Genomic DNA, 15,562 nt, shown 5'->3' with positions numbered 1-15,562 from the left:
GACAGGGGGTCCCGATTCCAAGCCGTCCCCCTTGATCATTCATTGAATTGGTGGGGAATGGTCGGACTTGAGCCCCCTTCAGCAAGGCCGGATCGCGGTATCGCCAAACCCTTGAAATCTGACGGTTCGTCAATTGTTATCGGAGGGAGACCTCGCGACTACCCCTGGTGACGGGGGCCAGCGGGAGGCCTGGGACCGGCCCGCCGGAAGGCAGGGGGCCCGGCTCTCCGGGAGGCCGGTGGCGGCGTCAGCCCGGCGGCCGGGGGCGGGGGCCGGCGGGCGGCACCACCGGCATCGTCCGGCGCCGCTCCGGCTGCCCCGCCACCGGGCGGCTCAGCGCGAGCAGCGCCATGTCGTCCGTCGCCCCGCCGCCCGTGTGGAGCCGCACGTCGTCCACGAGCGCGTCGAGCATCTCCTCGGGGCCGGGGAAGATCCGCCCGGCCAGCCGCTCCACCGGGTCGTAGAAGACGCCCCGCGCGTTCCGCGCCTCCGAGAGGCCGTCGGTGTAGAAGAGCAGCGTCGTGCCCGGCGGGTACGGCCGGGCCTCGGCACGGTCCGGCCACGACGCGAGTTCCCCCATGCCGAGGGGCAGCGCCGGACGGCTCGGCTCGACCGGTTCGACCCGCCCGTCGCCGTACAGCATCAGCGGGGACGGGTGTCCCCGGTTGACGACCCGTACGAAGCCGTCGAAGGTGCCGCTGCCGTCGGAGCGCGGGACCTCGGCCAGGACGGCGGTGGTGAACCCCTCGACGGCGTCGAGGCTGTCCCGGCGGGTGCCCTCCCGGTCCAGCGCCCGTTCGAGCCGCTGCGCCACGCCCTCCAGGGTCCGTTCCTGCTCGGCCGCCTCGCGGAAGGCGCCGATGACGACGGCGACGGCCTCGACCGCGTCCAGGCCCTTGCCCCGTACGTCCCCGACCACGAGCCGCACCCCGTGCGGGGTGTCCTGCACGGCGAAGAGGTCGCCGCCGATGAACGCGTCCGCCTGCGCCGCCTCGTAACGGGCCGCGCACCGCAGCCCGCCGATCCGCTCGGCGGGCGTCGGCAGCACCGCCTTCTGCGCGGTCTCCGCGATGACCCGAGCCGAGGCGAGCCGTTCCCCGCTGCGGCGCACCACCCGGTTGATGAGCAGGGCGAGCACGGAGACGGTGAACACGGTCAGGGTCTCGGCGACGGCCGGGGCCCGGGTGACGTCGCCGCTGAAGAGGTAGAGCCCGACCGAGGCGAGGACGGCGGCGATCCCGGTGAGGAGCGTCGTGACCAGGGAGAAGAAGGGCGCGGCGACCAGCGGGGCGGCGGCGAGCATCGGGGAGGCGGTGTACGGGGCGGGGGTCGACACGTCGAAGAGGACACCGCCCACGATGATCAGCGGCGGCAGCGTCCGGAGGAACCAGCGGGCCCGGCCGTACGGGGCACGGCCCTCACCGCCCCGCCTGCCGCGGTCCACCGCTCCTAGGGGGTGCCCCACCTGTTCTCTCCTGCCCGGTCCGACCGGCCGCGGCCCCGTACCGCGCCCTTCCAGGGTGGCCGCCGCCCCGTCGGACGGCGACTCCGCACGGCCGACTGGCGTACGGGACGGGGGCGGGAGGGCCGGGAGTCCAACGGGGGGCCGACCAGGAACCCGGGGGGCCGGGAGCCGGGAGCCGGGTGCCGGGAGCTGGGCGCTGGGCGCTGGGCGCTACATGTTCCGCTCGGCGTAGATCGCCATCGCGTCCCGGACGAGGACCGCGGTGCCCTCGCCGTACTTGTCGTAGTTCCTGGTGAAGCGAGGGTCGTCGACGTACATCCGGCCGAGGCCGATCACGTACTCCCTGGTCGGCTCCGTGGTGGTCGACAGCCACGCGACCTGGCGCCGCGCGAGGGCCTGCACCTCGTCGCTGTCCGCGGCCAGGCCGTCCCGCGCCGCCTTCCCGAAGTCACGGGCGATGCCGGCCTGCTCCTCCATGAACGCCCGCTTCTGTCCGTCGTCCAGCGAGCGCCACCACCGGTCGCCCTGCTCGTACGCCTCGCGGCCCCAGCGGTGGGTGACCTCCTCCTCGTACCGCGTGTGGTCGAAGCCGTCGAACATTTCGTCTGCCATGAGTTCCTCTCCGTTCTCGGTCTTGTGGAGGGTGGTCCGCACCGACGCGATCCGGCGTTCGATGCGCTCGCGCTCCTGCTCCAGAAGGGCGAGATGGGTGCGCAGGGCGGCGGGCGTGTCCCGCTGGCCCGTGAGGACCTCGGCGATGGCGGACAGCGAGAGTCCCAGCTCGCGCAGCAGCAGGATCCGCTGCAGCCGCACGAGCGCCGCCTGGTCGTAGTACCGGTAACCGTTCGCGCCGATCCGGCTCGGCTCCAGCAGTCCGCGCTCCCCGTAGTGCCGGAGGGTGCGGCTGGTGGTGCCGGCCTTCTTGGCGATCTCCTGGATCGACCACTCCATGCCGAGAACGCTAGATCTTGACGTCGCGTCAAGGTCAACCGGAACCGCGCGCATCCGGGCGGAAACGACGAAGGCCCGGATCCAAGAGGATCCGGGCCTTCGTTGCTACTGAGTAGCGGGGACAGGATTTGAACCTGCGACCTCTGGGTTATGAGCCCAGCGAGCTACCGAGCTGCTCCACCCCGCGTCGGTAAACATGACTCTACGGCATGACCGGGGCAATCCTGAAATCGGTTCCGTCAGCAGCCGCAGTCGTCGCCGTCGACCGGGGCCGTCAGGGGGTCCGCGGCCTTCTCCGCGGGGCCTTCCCACGTCTCGTACGCGAAGCCCTCCCGCACCCAGTACTCGAAGCCGCCGAGCATCTCCTTCACCAGGAAGCCCCGCTCGGCGAGGGCGAGCGCGGCACGGGTGGCGCCGTTGCAGCCCGGGCCCCAGCAGTACGTGACGACCGGCACGGACCGGTCGAGCAGCTCCTCGGCCTGCTCGGGAACGAGCGCGGTCGGCAGGTGGACGGCGCCGGGGACGTGCCCCTGGTCCCAGGAGGCGGTGGACCGCGTGTCGACCAGGACGAAGCCGGGGTCGGCGCCCCCGGCCGCCGCCGCGGCGAGGACCGAGGCCACGTCGGAGACGTCGGCGTGGAAGGCGAGGCTCGCGGAGAAGTACACGGCAGCGGCGGCGGGAGAGGCCGGCGGGGTGCGAAGTACGGGATTGACCTGCGGTGTCGTCGTCATGGTGATCAAATTAGGCCCGGAGGACACCGCGTTGAAGTGGGGAACCACGGCGGTCGGGGGCTTCGCCCGGGGAATCCCGGGCGCTCGCGGCGGGGTGGCGGGGATCTCACGTTCCGGGACGCCGACGCGCTCCTCCTCATCACCTGCGTGGGACCGAATCCGTCACGGAGACGTGACGGGATGCGAAGGGGGAGACCAAACAGTGAACGCGGAGGGGGACGCACGCGTGTACGGCGACGAGGAACTCCTGGCCCGGCGCTTCGACGCCGACCGGGGCCGTCTGCGGGCGGTGGCGTACCGGATGCTGGGCTCGCTGAGCGAGGCCGAGGACGCCGTCCAGGAGACCTGGCTCAAGCTCGGCCGCGCCGACGTCGGCGCGGTGGAGAACCTCAGCGCCTGGCTGACCACGGTCGTCGGCCGCGTCTGCCTGGACATGCTGCGCTCGCGCGGCTCGCGCCGCGAGTCCCCGCTGGAGTACTACGTCCCCGACCCGGTGGTCCGGGTCGGCGCGGCCGCCGGCCCCGTCGGCACCGCCGACGCCACCGACGCCACCGACCCGGAACACGCGGCCGAACTCTCCGAGTCCGTCGGCCTCGCGCTCCTCGTCGTCCTGGAGACCCTGTCACCGGCCGAACGGCTCGCGTTCGTCCTGCACGACATGTTCGCCGTCCCCTTCGACGAGATCGCGGAGGTCGTGGACCGCAGCCCGGCCGCGACTCGCCAGCTCGCCAGCCGCGCCCGCCGCCGGGTGCGGGACGCCTCCCCGGGCCCCGCCCCGGACCCGCGGCGCCGGCGGGAGATCGCGGACGCGTTCCTCACCGCCGCGAACGGCGGCGACTTCGAGGGCCTGCTCGCGGTCCTCGACCCGGACGTGGTGCTGCGCGCGGACGGCGGCCGGCTCATGGCCGCCACCTCCCAGGTGGTGCGGGGAGCGAGGGCCGTCGTCTCGCAGGCCCTCGCCTACTCCAGGTTCCGGAAGGCGGTGCTGCGGGTCGTGGCCAACGGCGAGCCCGCCGTCCTGTCGGTCGTCGACGGACGCCCGGCCGCGCTCATGGTGTTCACGATCGCCGGGGACCGGATCGTCGAGCTCCACATCCTGGCGGACCCGGAGCGCCTCGCCACGCTCGACCTCACGCAGGAGGAACTGGCGCGGGCCGAACTCTGAACCTCCCGCTCCCCCGACTCCGAACCTCCCCCCTCTCCCGGCTCCGCACCTCCCGCTCTCCCGCTCTCCCGCTCGCCGCTATTTTCGCCGCAGGCGGTGGCGGGTCAGGGAGGCACCGGCCGCCAGGGAGACGGCGGCACTGACCACACCGAGGACGGCGCCCGCGGCGACGTCGCCCGGATAGTGCACACCGGTGTGGACGCGGGAGTACCCCACCGTCGACGCCAGGATCCCGAGGGGCGCGGCCGCGGCGGGCAGCACCACCCCCACGGCGGTGGCGAAGGCGACGGCCGACGCGGTGTGTCCCGAGGGGAACGAGGCCGAGTCCGGCATGGGGACGTGCCGCCCCGCCACCACGCGGGCCGCCTCCCGGTCCGGCCGCGGTCTGCGGACGAGCCGCTTGCCCAGCAGGTTCGCCGAGGCCGAGGCCACCGCGATCGCCCCGACCCCGGCGAGCGCGGCCCGGCGGGGACGGCCCGGGAAGAGGGCGAGCACGGCCGCGACGGAGAAGGAGATCTTGGAGTGGTCGGCCGTTCTGGAGAGCCGGCGGAGGGCCGTGTCCAGGGTGGGCGTGGGCGTGGCGGCCACGGCGGCGTACACGGCACCGTCGATGGCGCGGAGATCGTGCAGCACCGCCCGGGCGGTCATGGTGGGCGTGTCGTGGGTCATGCGCCGCTCCTCGGAGGTCGGTGATGGGGGTGGGTGTGGAAGGCGAGTTCGGTGATGCGCCGCCAGTCGAGGGGCGGTCGCGGGGGCGTGGTGCCCGGCCGGTCGCGGGGCACGAGCACCCGCAGGGCGCGCGGGCGGAGGATGCAGACGACCGGGGCGGGCAGGGTCAGGGCCTCGCCGTCGACGGCGACGGAGAGGGGGCCGTCACCGCTGTCGCAGGTGACCTCGACCCTACGGGCCGTCAGGACGTTCAGGGCGGCCGCCTGGGTCCCCCGTACCGCCAGCTCGGCGGCCTGGAGCGCCCCCTCCACCCGGACGCCGATCACACCGAGTTCGCCGCCGTCGAGACGGGGTCTTCGGGCGGGGTCGGCGCTGAGCGGATCGGGGGTGGCGTAGGGGTTGTTGCTGACCAGGAGCGCCTGCTGGGCGTCGACCAGGGTCCCGTCGACGATCGCGTCGACACGGTCGCCGTCGCCGCCCTGGAGCAGGTCGGGGAGGGCGTCGAGGGCGGTGCCGGCCTTCGCGTCACGGTATTCGGGGTGGTGGACCACGTCCGCGTACACCCCGAAGGAGACGGTGTTGACGAAGGCGCGGCCGGAGACGGTGCCGAGGTCGACCCGGAGCTCCTCGCCGTCGGTCAGGGCGTTCAGACAGGTCGACGGGTCGGTGCGGTCGAGGCCGAGGTCCATGGCGAAGTGGTTGCGGGTGCCGGCCGAGATGACGAGGAACGGCACGTCGTGATCGGCGGCCACGGCGGCGACCAGCGCCTGCGTGCCGTCGCCGCCGGCCACGCCGAGCAGGTCGGCGCCCTCGGCCACGGCCCGCTCGGCGAGTCCGGTGACGTCGTTGTCGGCGGACGGGTCGAGGAGGATCACCCGGGCGCCCAGCTCCTCGGCCTTCTCGACGAGCCCGAACTGACCGACCTTTCCGCCGCCGGACTTCGGGTTCATGATCAGAACAGGTCTCTCGGGCCGGGCCGCGCGCTCGCCCCGCATCGTCCCGGCCGCGTCCTCCTCCGGGCGGCGCAGGGCGGACCGGGCGCAGAGCAGGGCCACGCCCCAGAGGGCGAGGGCCACGAGGGCGTTCGGCCAGACGCCCCCGACGACGTACAGGGTGAGGACCGTGAGGGGCGCGGCCACCGCGAGCAGCGCGCCGAGCGCGCGCAGCGGCCCCCGGTGGGCGAGGAACCACCAGATGCCCACGGCCGACAGGGCGAGGCCCACGAGTCCGCTCACGAGGATCAGGACCCCGCCGCCGCCCAGCGCTATCAGCAGCACCACGACCGCGGCCACCGCCGCGAGCAGCGCACAGCGCGCCAGTCGTCGGGCCGTCTTCGCCGGACCACCGGCTCCGCTCGCCGTCACCGTCCCCACCTCCACGTTCCGTCTCCACCTTTCCCCACGCCCCTGTGCCCCGCGTCCCGGACGAAGCCGTTCGGCGGAAGGGCTCCGCACGGGATCCACGGGGAAGCCGCGGCGGAAAGACCTTCCGGGAGCGATGATTTCCCGCCCGCCGGGCCGTCTTCCCTCACGTGCCCCGCGGCTTTCCTACCCCACGGCGGGGAAGGCACCCGGAAAGCCCGGCGAATCAGGGAGGACACGGGGGTACCCGGAGGGGCCGGGGACCCCACGCCCCCCAGAAAACCCGGAACACCCGGAGACCCGGAGCCCCGGACACGCGGAGCCCCGGAACTCCCGGAGCTCCAGGAGCGGGAAGCAGCACCGAGAAGCAGGAACCGGGAACCGGCCGCGGGAACCCCGGAGACCCCCAGGAAGAGGACCGCACCCATGCGCATCGTCATCAGCGAGTTCATCAGCCTCGACGGCGTCGTCCAGGCGCCGGGCGGCCCGGAGGAGGACACCGACGGCGGCTTCGCCCACGGCGGCTGGTCGCACCCCTTCTTCGACCCGGAGGTGGTGGGCGGCGCGTTCGCCGAGGCCACGGAGCGGGCGGACGCCCTGCTCTTCGGCCGCCGCACCTGGCGGACGATGGCGAACGCCTGGCCGGAGCGGGCCGGCGACCCCTTCGCCGACCGGATGAACGCGCTCCCGAAGTACGTCGTCTCGGACACCCTCCACGAGGCCGACCTCAGCTGGCACAACACCCGGCTCGTTCACGGCGACAAGGCCGTGGACCGCCTCCGCGAACTCCGCGAGGCCCCCGGCGGCGACCTCCTCGTCCTGGGCAGCCCCACCCTCGTCCGCATCCTCCTGGCCGAGGACCTGGTCGACGAACTCCGCCTGATCGTCATGCCGGTGCTCCTCGGCGGCGGAAAGTCGATCTTCCCCGCGGACGGCGCCCTGCGCACCCTCGTACCGGTCTCCACCACCACCAGCCCGCACGGCGTGAACGTCTGCGTCTACCGCCGTCCCTAAGCCGACTGACGCCACGGAGAAGCGGACATGCGAGAAGCGCCCCGCCCGGTCGGAACCGGTCGGGGCGCTTCTCTGCGGGCGGAGGGAACCTCTCCCGCCTTTCGGTAGGCCGTGTGGGACTCGAACCCACAACCAACGGATTAAAAGTCCTGGCTGGGCCCGACCGGGTGATGCCGGGTGGTGCCGCCCTGTCCAGGGATGCCTGGTCGGACAGGGTAAGCGGTACTGAGTGATCCGGCCGGAACCGGGCTGTGCCGGAACATACGCTCACGCATCGCTCACGCACGGACGGTGCTGCGGCCCACCGCCGACGCCGATCCCGCGAGGCGCCCCATTGGATGAATCCAGCGCCTGAAGTCCGGCTGTTCCAGCCGTCACGCTGGTACCGTCAACTGCAACCGGTCCGCGGAGGCCCGGAGGACGTAGCGGGTCGTCCGGGTTTCCCGGCTCGTCCAGGGTGCGGCGCGCCCACTCCGCGACTTCTCTAGTGTGCCTCCCGATGTGCAAACACGGACGCGATCCCCCGCTGGCCCGGCAGCGACGAAGGACATCGCGCCATGCCACACACCACGGCCAAGGCTGCCTCAATCATCCGTGCCGGATTCACGGGAGAGGTTCCTGCCACTGCTCTCCCGGGGATTGACCGATCCGGCGGGCTGGGCCTGGACCACTGCACCCCAGAACAGACCGAACTACGCGCTCTGCTGGCTCTTGCCTGCTTCAACCATGGAACGCTGACAGCGCCTCGACTGCGCTGGCGAGTCGGGCAGATCGGCGCGTACGACCCAGTCATCTCCCCCCGATTTGATCATCTCGTACTGATCGTCAATGCCTGCGACAACATCGCCCTCCGCTTGGTCGGCAGCTCGACCGACCCGCACATCCCTGGGATGCGGGTCGAGGAGCGCCTGGGCTACTACCTGTGGAGCCTGCGGCACCTGCCCAGCGGTGCTCAGATGTACGTCTCGGAGCGAAACACCCTTTCCGCAGGTCGGGGCCCCGCTCGATGTCTACCGAATCTGCGTCGGCGTCTTGGCGTGGAGGAACCGCTCACTGCTGACGATTACAACAAGCTCGCCGCCGTACCCGAGATCAGCCCCTCCATGAAACGGCTCCTGGCCGGTATCTGGGTGCGCATGTCCCTGCGGGATCCGAACGGCTCCTTCGACCTGGGCGGCTGGTGCATCAATCCGCTCGACCGCACCACCGAACGAGCCCGCTGGGCACCTACGAGCCGCCTATGGGGACACGAGGGGCGATGGGACCTCGAATGGCGGGTCTACCCCTTTCCTGACGACCTCATCGCAGCTCTCACTCACCCCATCGCTGGCATCGAAGGCGTCATGGTGGACCGGATGTCAACACACAGTTGGCTCATCCGTCTCGACGATGCCGAGTTGTATCTGCACGACGAAGAGCTATGAGCTTGGGAGTCACCGCCGCTCAGCCCAGCCAACAGGGTGCCTGACCTGAATAGACGGCTCTCTGGAAGGGCTACGGGTGGTCCCGTTAGAGCACCTGGTAACCGGTTTCCGCCGCTTGCGAGGCACAGATGGTGGGCCTGCGCGAACGTACGTCGTGCGCATCGGTCCCAGGCGACGAGAGCTTCGCTCGCCGAACGGGGTTCCGGCATGAAGGGGTCGCGTCCCTCTGGGCGCCGCCCAGAGGCGGCCCTGCTTCCTCGTACGGTCTTCGCAACCCATCCGCACTTCGCCGACGCCCTCGCAAAACGCGCCAACCACGAACAATGAAAGGGCTGTTGGGACGCCTATGCGATAGATTCGCTTGAGCGATAGCGCCGGCAAACTGAGGGGGAGGCATGTCGCTGCGTGACCTGCTGCGTGACGAAACACTCACGTCGATGTCTCGTGCCGAGCTCCTGAAGGCGGTGCGCTCTTCGCGCCTGTACTTCCAACGCCCCGAAGAGCCCGGCTTCCTCGTCTGTGAGACGGAGGAAGGACCGGTCGTGCCGGTCTTCACCTCTTGTGCAGCACTCGGGTTGTTCGCCGGGCCCTGCGAGTGGGCGTCCACGACCGTCGCGGATCTGGTCGAGCTGCTCCCCGAGGGTGTGCGCGCTTTGGTGGATCCGCTGGGACCACGGACGTACGTGCTGGATGCGAAGGCGCTTGAGATCACAGACGAGCAGGGGGAGCAGGATGGCAGAGGACGTGGGACATCCGGGACTGAGCCCCGGTGAGGGCTACAAGATCGAGATAGCCTCGGTGCGCAAGGTGCTGGCCCCTCTGGAGGAGTCCGTCGAAGCCGCGCACCAAATCAAACGCGAGTGGAACGCGCTGTCCGATCAGATCGCGAACTCGGCTGACTTCGACATCTCCTCTCCGACCCGGAAGATGCTCTCTGCATGGGGATTCGGTATGGGGCGGGTGGCTGAGCACACGGACACGGTCGTCGAAGGGCTCCGGCAGGCCCTCGCCGCCTACGTGTTGGCCGACTTGTTGCGTATCAAGGACTTCTCGCCGACGGCGGCCAACATCGCCAAGTTGCCCTTCGGCGAAGAAGGAATGAAGGCGTGGCAGGAGGGGTCCAGGCCGAAGTTCGATCCGCCGCCCGAGATTTATCAGGAGCCGTGGCTGGACGAGGGTGACTCCGGAAGTTATCAGGATGTGCCCCAGCGCCCCCGCCTGCGGGTCGACGGAGGCTGGGAGGTCGACGGCGGATCGAACGGGAAGGGACCGGTCATATGACGAGCCGCGACGCGATGGAGGGCGGCGGGGCCGAGCGCATACCTCCTCATGCCAAGCCCAGCGACGTCATCTACGGAAATGCGGAGGACGTCGATGAGCTCGCCCTCAAGCTTCTCGCCTACGCGAGTGCGTTCAAGGACGGAATGGACAAGCTGGTCGACCTGTCCCTGATGAACTGGACAGGGGCCGGCGCTGAGGCCTTCAAAGACGCGACCAGTAAGCTCCCTCAGGAACTGGAGGCCGCGCAGAAGTACTTCGAGAGCTCCGGCAAGGCTCTGGATTCCTACGCCTACAAACTGCGCTCGGTCCACACGCGCGTCAGGCCAATCATCGACGACGCGGACGAGGCACGGGCAGTCTCCAAGAACTACTGGAAGCACGTCACGGACTATAACGCCGCCTTGGATCGCAAAGACGATCCGTTGCCGGAACGACCTCCGGACAACGACCCGGGCCTTGCCGCCCTGCAGGACTGCTACGACCGCTTGGACAAGCTAGAGAGTGAGCTGCAGACCGTTATCGACGCGGCCAAGCGGCAGCTCGACACGGCCGCGGAGAAAGCCCCTGATAAGCCACCGCCCCGCAAGGGATGGGACAAGATAGAAAAGGGTCTAGGAGATTTCTTCGGTGGCACGGGCGACACCCTGCGTGGCTGGTACGACGGTATCGACGACCTCGTCAACGACGGTCCTGACGGCGTCGGTCTGCACCTGGCAGGCATGGCGGACGGGGCCACCTACGCTGCCCAGCACCCGAAGGAGTTCGCCAAAGCCGTCGTCAACTGGGACGAGTGGCAGCGCAATCCGGCCCGAGCGGCCGGCCAGCTGACCCCCGAGCTCCTCCTCGCTCTTGCCAGCGGCGGCAGCGGTACAGTGAGGCACGGTGCCACCGTGGCCAGGAACGCAGCGCAGCGTCTGCGTGGACGGGTGGACGGTCTACGCCGGGACGGCAGTGCTCGCGCGCGGACGGACAGCGATCCGGAGAGGAACACCACTCCCAACGGGGAGCGCCCCGAGGCCGGTGACCCGATCGACGTCGCGACCGGTGAGATGGTGATGTCCGCTGTCGACGTCACCCTGCCTGCCGCCCTGCCGGTGGTCCTGGAGCGACACTACGTGTCAGGGCACCCGTGCGGAGGGTGGTTCGGCCCCACCTGGGCGGGAACGCTCGACCAGCGCCTGGAGATCGATGGTGCGGGCGTGGTCTTCATCACGGATGACGGCATGCTGCTGACATATCCGGTACCGACGCCAGGTGAGGCGACGCTCCCCACCTCCGGTCCTCGATGGCCGCTGCACTGGGACGGCAACCCCGAGAGCACCATCCGCGTCGTCATCCCGGACCGCAACCGCACACTCCACTTCACCCCACTTCCTGCGAGCGGCCGTGAGCTAGCCCTGACGGCGATCACCGACCGAACCAGCGCCGGCGACCGTATCGACATCTCCTACGACGCCCAGGGCGTGCCGAGGGAGATCGCACACTCCGGCGGCTATCGCATCGCCGTCGACACAGACCCCCGACTGTTACGGATCACCGCGCTGCGTCTTCTGCACGGAGCGCAGCGTGAGCACAGCACCACGCTCGTCTCCTATGCCTACGATGCCGTCGGAAACCTGGCCGAGGTCTTCAACTCGACCGGCAGGCCGCTGCGTTATCGGTACGACACAGAGCACCGCGTGACGTCGTGGACGGACCGCAACGGCACGTCGTACGGCTACGTCTACGACAACCGAGGCCGCGTTCTGCGCGGCATCGGCCCAGACGGCATCCTGTCGGGCCGGATGCACTACGACACGGCCGCCCGCACCTCCCGCTATACCGACTCGCAGGGCCACACGAGCGTGTACGTCTGCAACGAGGCGTACAAGATCATCGCGTACACGGATCCGCTGGGGAACACCACCCGCACGGAGTGGGACGAGAGCAACCGGCATCCTGTCGCAATCACCGACCCCCTGGGCCGTACCACGCGCTATCGCTACGACGATCACGGTCGGCTGATCGCGGTCGAGCGGCCCGACGGTACGGTGACCGAAACCGTCTACGACGACCGCGGCCTGCCATTGGAGACGCACAAGCCGGGCGGTGCGGTGTGGCGCCACACCTATGACGACCGTGGCTCCCATACCTCCACCATCGACCCCAACGGTGCCGTCACGCACTACGGCTACAACAGCTTGGGCCACCTCACCTCCGTCACGGACCCTCTGGGACACACCACCCGCATCGTCCCGGACGCGGCGGGCCTCCCGGTGGAGACGACGGACCCGCTGGGCCGGACGGTCAGGATGCGCCGAGGCCCCCACGGCCAGGTCACCGCCGTAACCGACGCGCTGGGCCGGGTCACACGCCACGGCTGGACGATCGAGGGCATGCCGGCCTGGCGCGAGGGGCCTGACGGAGGCCGCGAGGAGTGGCAGTGGGACACTGAGGGGAATCTCGTCCTCCACACGGACGAGGCTGGCCACACCACCACCTACACGTACACCTACTACGACCTGCCCGCCACGAGGACCGACCCCGACGGCGCGCACTACGTCTTCGCCTACGACACCGAGCTGCGCCTGACGAAGGTCGCCAACCCCCAGGGCAGACAGTGGCACTACACCTACGATGCGGCAGGCCGCCTGGTGGCGGAGACCGACTTCGACGGCGCTACGCGCACATACGAACGTGACCCGGTCGGCCGGCTCACGGCCCAGACGAACGCCCTCGGTCAAACGCTGCGCTTCACTCTCGACGCAGTCGGGCGCATGATCGCCCAGCACGACGAGACCACCGGTGACGTCACGACTTATGCCTACGACGCGAGCGGCGCCCTGCTTCACGCGGCCAACGCGGACGCGGTAGTGAGTCGGGAACACGACGCGGTCGGGCGCGTCGTCTCAGAGACAGTCAACGGCGGGGCCAGCGCCTACAGGTACGACGCCATGGGCCGCCGTATCCGGCGCACCACCCCCTCCGGCGCGCGGTCGGAATGGACGTTCGACCCTGCGGGCCGACCCATCGGACTGAAGCGAGGCGACGCGACCCTTGCCTTCGCCTACGACGCAGCGGGCCGCGAGACCGAACGGCGCATCGGCGGCGACACCGCCCTTACGCAGGCATGGGACACCGGTGACCGCCTCATCAACCAAACCCTTGCAACCCGCGCCGAGACCGAAGTGGCCCGGATCGTCCAACAGCGCACCTACGCGTACCGTCCCGACGGCTATCTCACCGAGATCCGTGAACTGACCACCGGGACACGGCGTTTCACCCTGGACCCCATGGGGCGGGTGACGGGCGTCCAGGCCCACGGTTGGAGCGAGAAGTACACGTACGACCGGACAGGCAACCAGACCCACGCAGATGCTCCGCACCATCCCACCGCGGGCGATCGGAGCTACGAGGGTGCGCTCATCCGCCGGGCGGGCCGCACCATCTACGAGCACGACGCCGCCGGCCGGCTCGTCCGCAAGACCCGCCGACTTCTCAACGGTCAGTGCCGGACCTGGACGTACACGTGGAGCGCGGAGAACCGTCTCACCAGAGCCACCACCCCCGACGGCGGCGAATGGACCTACGCCTACGACCCGCTGGGCCGCCGCATCTCCAAGACGGCTCCGAATGGGACTGTTCTCTCTTTTACGTGGGACGGCACCTGCTTGGCTGAGCAGGTCGACGTGGACGACACGGTGACGACATGGGACTACGCACCCGGCACCCACCGACCGGTATCCCAGTCCAGAGGTCCGGCGACCGAGGCCCGCGACTCACTCTCCGGCCTCACCGACACCACCCCACAGACTGAGTTCGACGCACGCTTCCTCGCAATCGTGACGGACTTGGTCGGTACGCCCGTCGAACTGTTCGCTTCCGACGGCACTCTCGCCCGGCAGTCCCGCACCACGCTCTGGGGTACTCCCCTTCCTGCTGCGGAAGGAGAGGTGGACTGCCCGCTGCGCTTCCCGGGCCAGTACGCGGACGAGGAAACCGGTCTCCACTACAACTACTTCCGACACTACGATCCGGAAACCGCTCGCTACACCACACCGGACCCGCTCGGGTTGGTTCCGGCGCCCAACGCGATGGCGTACGTTCGTAACCCGCACAGCTGGGCCGACACCCTGGGGCTTGCCGGCGAACCGGAGTGGGCCAATCCGGAAGACATCAACTTCTCCCAACGCACGGTGTCCCCGAACGACTACGTGGGGAAGATGCGCTCCGGAGAGTGGGACTGGCGGCGTCCCGGTACGGCGCTGAAGGTCATGGAGGTGGACGGTCAACTGGTCTCGTATGACAACCGAAGGCTCGATGCGGCACGCGAAGTGGGACGGCCGGTCATCATCGAGCGCGTGGACCCGAACGCCGTCCACCCTGATTCGACGACCGGACGGACCTGGGCAGAGCAGTTCAGAAGGCGCATGAATTCCGGTCGAAACAGAAATGAACTGGGCGAGCCGGTCCCTCCGACCGGACTTCAAGAAAGGCCGCAGCACGTGCGCAACGGAAAGTGCAAGAATAAAAGATGACCACCATCGAACTCTTGTGGGGAGAGTATGAGCTTCCCATCAAGGACGCACTTCACTACGCCGACGGACGCTCCTACGAGGTCGCCCTCGACCCAGCCGCGCCGGGCGGATTCTCCGTACTCTCCTTGTTTTCGGTAGACGAAATACTGGAAGACGATCCTTCCTGGGTGTCCTCGGTCGACGGGCTGACCTCTGTGGACCTGGGAGAGAGAGGACTATTGTGGGGCGGCGAGGGGTCGTACGGCTCGGAGGGATTCATCGCGCGCCTGACTCCTGACCGTGCATTGATCTGGGCGATGTTCTTCGCTGAATCCAATCCGTTTGACCGCGTTCAGCTGATTGGTAACGTCGCTACTTTCCGTTCGACCGCAGGATTCGAAGTTTTGGTTGATATCGAAAATCCGCGAAACCCTGTTCCCCTGGAACGCTGACGAAGAAGGCCCGGGTCACTGACCTAAGGGCTGTCCCGTATAAGGGCGTGAGCTGGGGGTTTGCCTGACGGTACTGTCGGCGGGTGGAGTCGAAGATAGTGAGCGAGTGCCCGTTGCACGGGGGCGGTGTAGGTCCGGATTACCTGGTTGGGCGCCATCTTGAGCAAGTAGTCGCGTCGTGGCACCTGTACGGCTCAGAGGCCCCGTCTGGCCCGTTGGATGTGTGGCTGATCGACAGCGAGGCGGTCGCCACGCGCATCACGGCCGGTTCGGACTGGTGCCTGATCGTGGAGACGTCGGACCCCTTCGAGGGGTATGACATGGCGGAGTCAGGCCGCGTCGAGGTGACGCCGATCAGCGGCGAGACCCCGTTCGCAGACCACCTTAGCGAGACGGTACTGGCGATCAGCGAAGAGTGTGTCCCGGACAGCGGGCGGATCGCATTGGAGATCACCTTCGACTCCGGCCATGTCCGATGTGAGACCTGGTCCGGAGATCTCCGCATGTCCAGCAAGTGATCAACAGACCAACCACGGCCTGAAGCATGTGAGGC

13 protein-coding genes and 1 tRNA gene are annotated in these 15,562 nt (G+C 69.4%); 8 read left to right on the top strand and 6 right to left on the bottom strand.

The genetic code is table 11. The annotated features are described in order from the left end of the window. Nucleotides 1-247: 247 nt before the first annotated feature. From ADL08_RS29555 to ADL08_RS29540, 4 genes are all read right to left on the bottom strand, one after another. A complete protein-coding gene (locus ADL08_RS29555; protein ID WP_078968537.1) occupies nt 248-1,465 on the bottom strand; it encodes a PP2C family protein-serine/threonine phosphatase in 1,218 nt (405 codons plus the stop codon). A 210-nt stretch (nt 1,466-1,675) separates the two neighbouring features. Continuing rightward, complete coding sequence (locus ADL08_RS29550) at nt 1,676-2,416, bottom strand: MerR family transcriptional regulator (RefSeq protein ID WP_053648357.1); 741 nt, start codon at nt 2,414-2,416, stop codon at nt 1,676-1,678. A 113-nt stretch (nt 2,417-2,529) separates the two neighbouring features. After that, nucleotides 2,530-2,603 (bottom strand) — tRNA-Met (locus ADL08_RS29545). A gap of 52 nt (nt 2,604-2,655) precedes the next feature. Further along, on the bottom strand, nt 2,656-3,147 hold the full coding sequence (locus ADL08_RS29540; RefSeq protein ID WP_053648355.1) for a rhodanese-like domain-containing protein: 492 nt from the start codon (nt 3,145-3,147) through the stop codon (nt 2,656-2,658). A 202-nt stretch (nt 3,148-3,349) separates the two neighbouring features. On the opposite strand from ADL08_RS29540, the gene ADL08_RS29535 reads away from it, so the two are divergent. Further along, on the top strand, nt 3,350-4,312 hold the full coding sequence (locus ADL08_RS29535) for a sigma-70 family RNA polymerase sigma factor (protein ID WP_107092149.1): 963 nt from the start codon (nt 3,350-3,352) through the stop codon (nt 4,310-4,312). A gap of 78 nt (nt 4,313-4,390) precedes the next feature. Here the strand turns inward: ADL08_RS29535 and ADL08_RS29530 are convergent, their stop codons facing one another. Together ADL08_RS29530 and ADL08_RS29525 are read right to left on the bottom strand one after the other, a co-directional pair. Further along, nucleotides 4,391-4,981: a phosphatase PAP2 family protein gene (locus ADL08_RS29530; protein WP_053648354.1), complete on the bottom strand. Its 591-nt coding sequence runs from the start codon at nt 4,979-4,981 to the stop codon at nt 4,391-4,393. Beyond that, a complete protein-coding gene (locus ADL08_RS29525; RefSeq protein WP_053648375.1) occupies nt 4,978-6,345 on the bottom strand; it encodes a diacylglycerol/lipid kinase family protein in 1,368 nt (455 codons plus the stop codon). Before ADL08_RS29525 ends, ADL08_RS29530 begins: the two co-directional genes overlap by 4 nt. A gap of 423 nt (nt 6,346-6,768) precedes the next feature. Here ADL08_RS29525 and ADL08_RS29520 point away from each other — a divergent pair, with 423 nt between their 5' ends. The 7 genes from ADL08_RS29520 to ADL08_RS29490 all read left to right on the top strand — a co-directional run bounded on the left by ADL08_RS29520 (nt 6,769) and on the right by ADL08_RS29490 (nt 15,527). Next, complete coding sequence (locus tag ADL08_RS29520) at nt 6,769-7,356, top strand: dihydrofolate reductase family protein (RefSeq protein WP_053648352.1); 588 nt, start codon at nt 6,769-6,771, stop codon at nt 7,354-7,356. A 557-nt stretch (nt 7,357-7,913) separates the two neighbouring features. Beyond that, nucleotides 7,914-8,780 (top strand): hypothetical protein, encoded by an 867-nt coding sequence (locus tag ADL08_RS37375; RefSeq protein WP_063885377.1) that lies wholly within the window; start codon nt 7,914-7,916, stop codon nt 8,778-8,780. 395 nt (nt 8,781-9,175) lie between these two features. Beyond that, nucleotides 9,176-9,553 carry an SseB family protein gene (locus tag ADL08_RS29510; RefSeq protein WP_053648348.1) on the top strand — a complete coding sequence of 126 codons (378 nt, stop codon included), beginning with the start codon at nt 9,176-9,178 and terminating at the stop codon, nt 9,551-9,553. Then, the gene (locus ADL08_RS29505) at nt 9,513-10,061 is read left to right on the top strand and encodes a hypothetical protein (protein ID WP_053648347.1); all 549 of its coding nucleotides are present in this window, start codon (nt 9,513-9,515) and stop codon (nt 10,059-10,061) included. Before ADL08_RS29510 ends, ADL08_RS29505 begins: the two co-directional genes overlap by 41 nt. After that, nucleotides 10,058-14,578 (top strand): putative T7SS-secreted protein, encoded by a 4,521-nt coding sequence (locus ADL08_RS29500; RefSeq protein ID WP_078968535.1) that lies wholly within the window; start codon nt 10,058-10,060, stop codon nt 14,576-14,578. Before ADL08_RS29505 ends, ADL08_RS29500 begins: the two co-directional genes overlap by 4 nt. Next, nucleotides 14,575-15,009 carry a hypothetical protein gene (locus ADL08_RS29495; protein WP_053648345.1) on the top strand — a complete coding sequence of 145 codons (435 nt, stop codon included), beginning with the start codon at nt 14,575-14,577 and terminating at the stop codon, nt 15,007-15,009. Before ADL08_RS29500 ends, ADL08_RS29495 begins: the two co-directional genes overlap by 4 nt. Nucleotides 15,010-15,092: 83 nt before the next feature. Further along, nucleotides 15,093-15,527 carry a hypothetical protein gene (locus ADL08_RS29490; protein WP_053648343.1) on the top strand — a complete coding sequence of 145 codons (435 nt, stop codon included), beginning with the start codon at nt 15,093-15,095 and terminating at the stop codon, nt 15,525-15,527. Nucleotides 15,528-15,562: the final 35 nt, after the last annotated feature.

The organism is Streptomyces sp. NRRL F-6492 (genome assembly GCF_001280125.1).
Lineage (GTDB): Bacteria > Actinomycetota > Actinomycetes > Streptomycetales > Streptomycetaceae > Streptomyces.
This window is presented reverse-complemented; position numbering and strand designations above follow the sequence as displayed.

Coding starts and splice junctions, on each gene's coding strand:
- ADL08_RS29505 (WP_053648347.1), top strand. CDS start 9,513: ATGGCAGAGGACGTGGGACATCCGGGACTGAGCCCCGGTGAGGGCTAC.
- ADL08_RS29495 (WP_053648345.1), top strand. CDS start 14,575: ATGACCACCATCGAACTCTTGTGGGGAGAGTATGAGCTTCCCATCAAG.
- ADL08_RS29500 (WP_078968535.1), top strand. CDS start 10,058: ATGACGAGCCGCGACGCGATGGAGGGCGGCGGGGCCGAGCGCATACCT.
- ADL08_RS29510 (WP_053648348.1), top strand. CDS start 9,176: ATGTCGCTGCGTGACCTGCTGCGTGACGAAACACTCACGTCGATGTCT.
- ADL08_RS29550 (WP_053648357.1), bottom strand. CDS start 2,416: ATGGAGTGGTCGATCCAGGAGATCGCCAAGAAGGCCGGCACCACCAGC.
- ADL08_RS29520 (WP_053648352.1), top strand. CDS start 6,769: ATGCGCATCGTCATCAGCGAGTTCATCAGCCTCGACGGCGTCGTCCAG.
- ADL08_RS37375 (WP_063885377.1), top strand. CDS start 7,914: ATGCCACACACCACGGCCAAGGCTGCCTCAATCATCCGTGCCGGATTC.
- ADL08_RS29540 (WP_053648355.1), bottom strand. CDS start 3,147: ATGACGACGACACCGCAGGTCAATCCCGTACTTCGCACCCCGCCGGCC.
- ADL08_RS29530 (WP_053648354.1), bottom strand. CDS start 4,981: ATGACCCACGACACGCCCACCATGACCGCCCGGGCGGTGCTGCACGAT.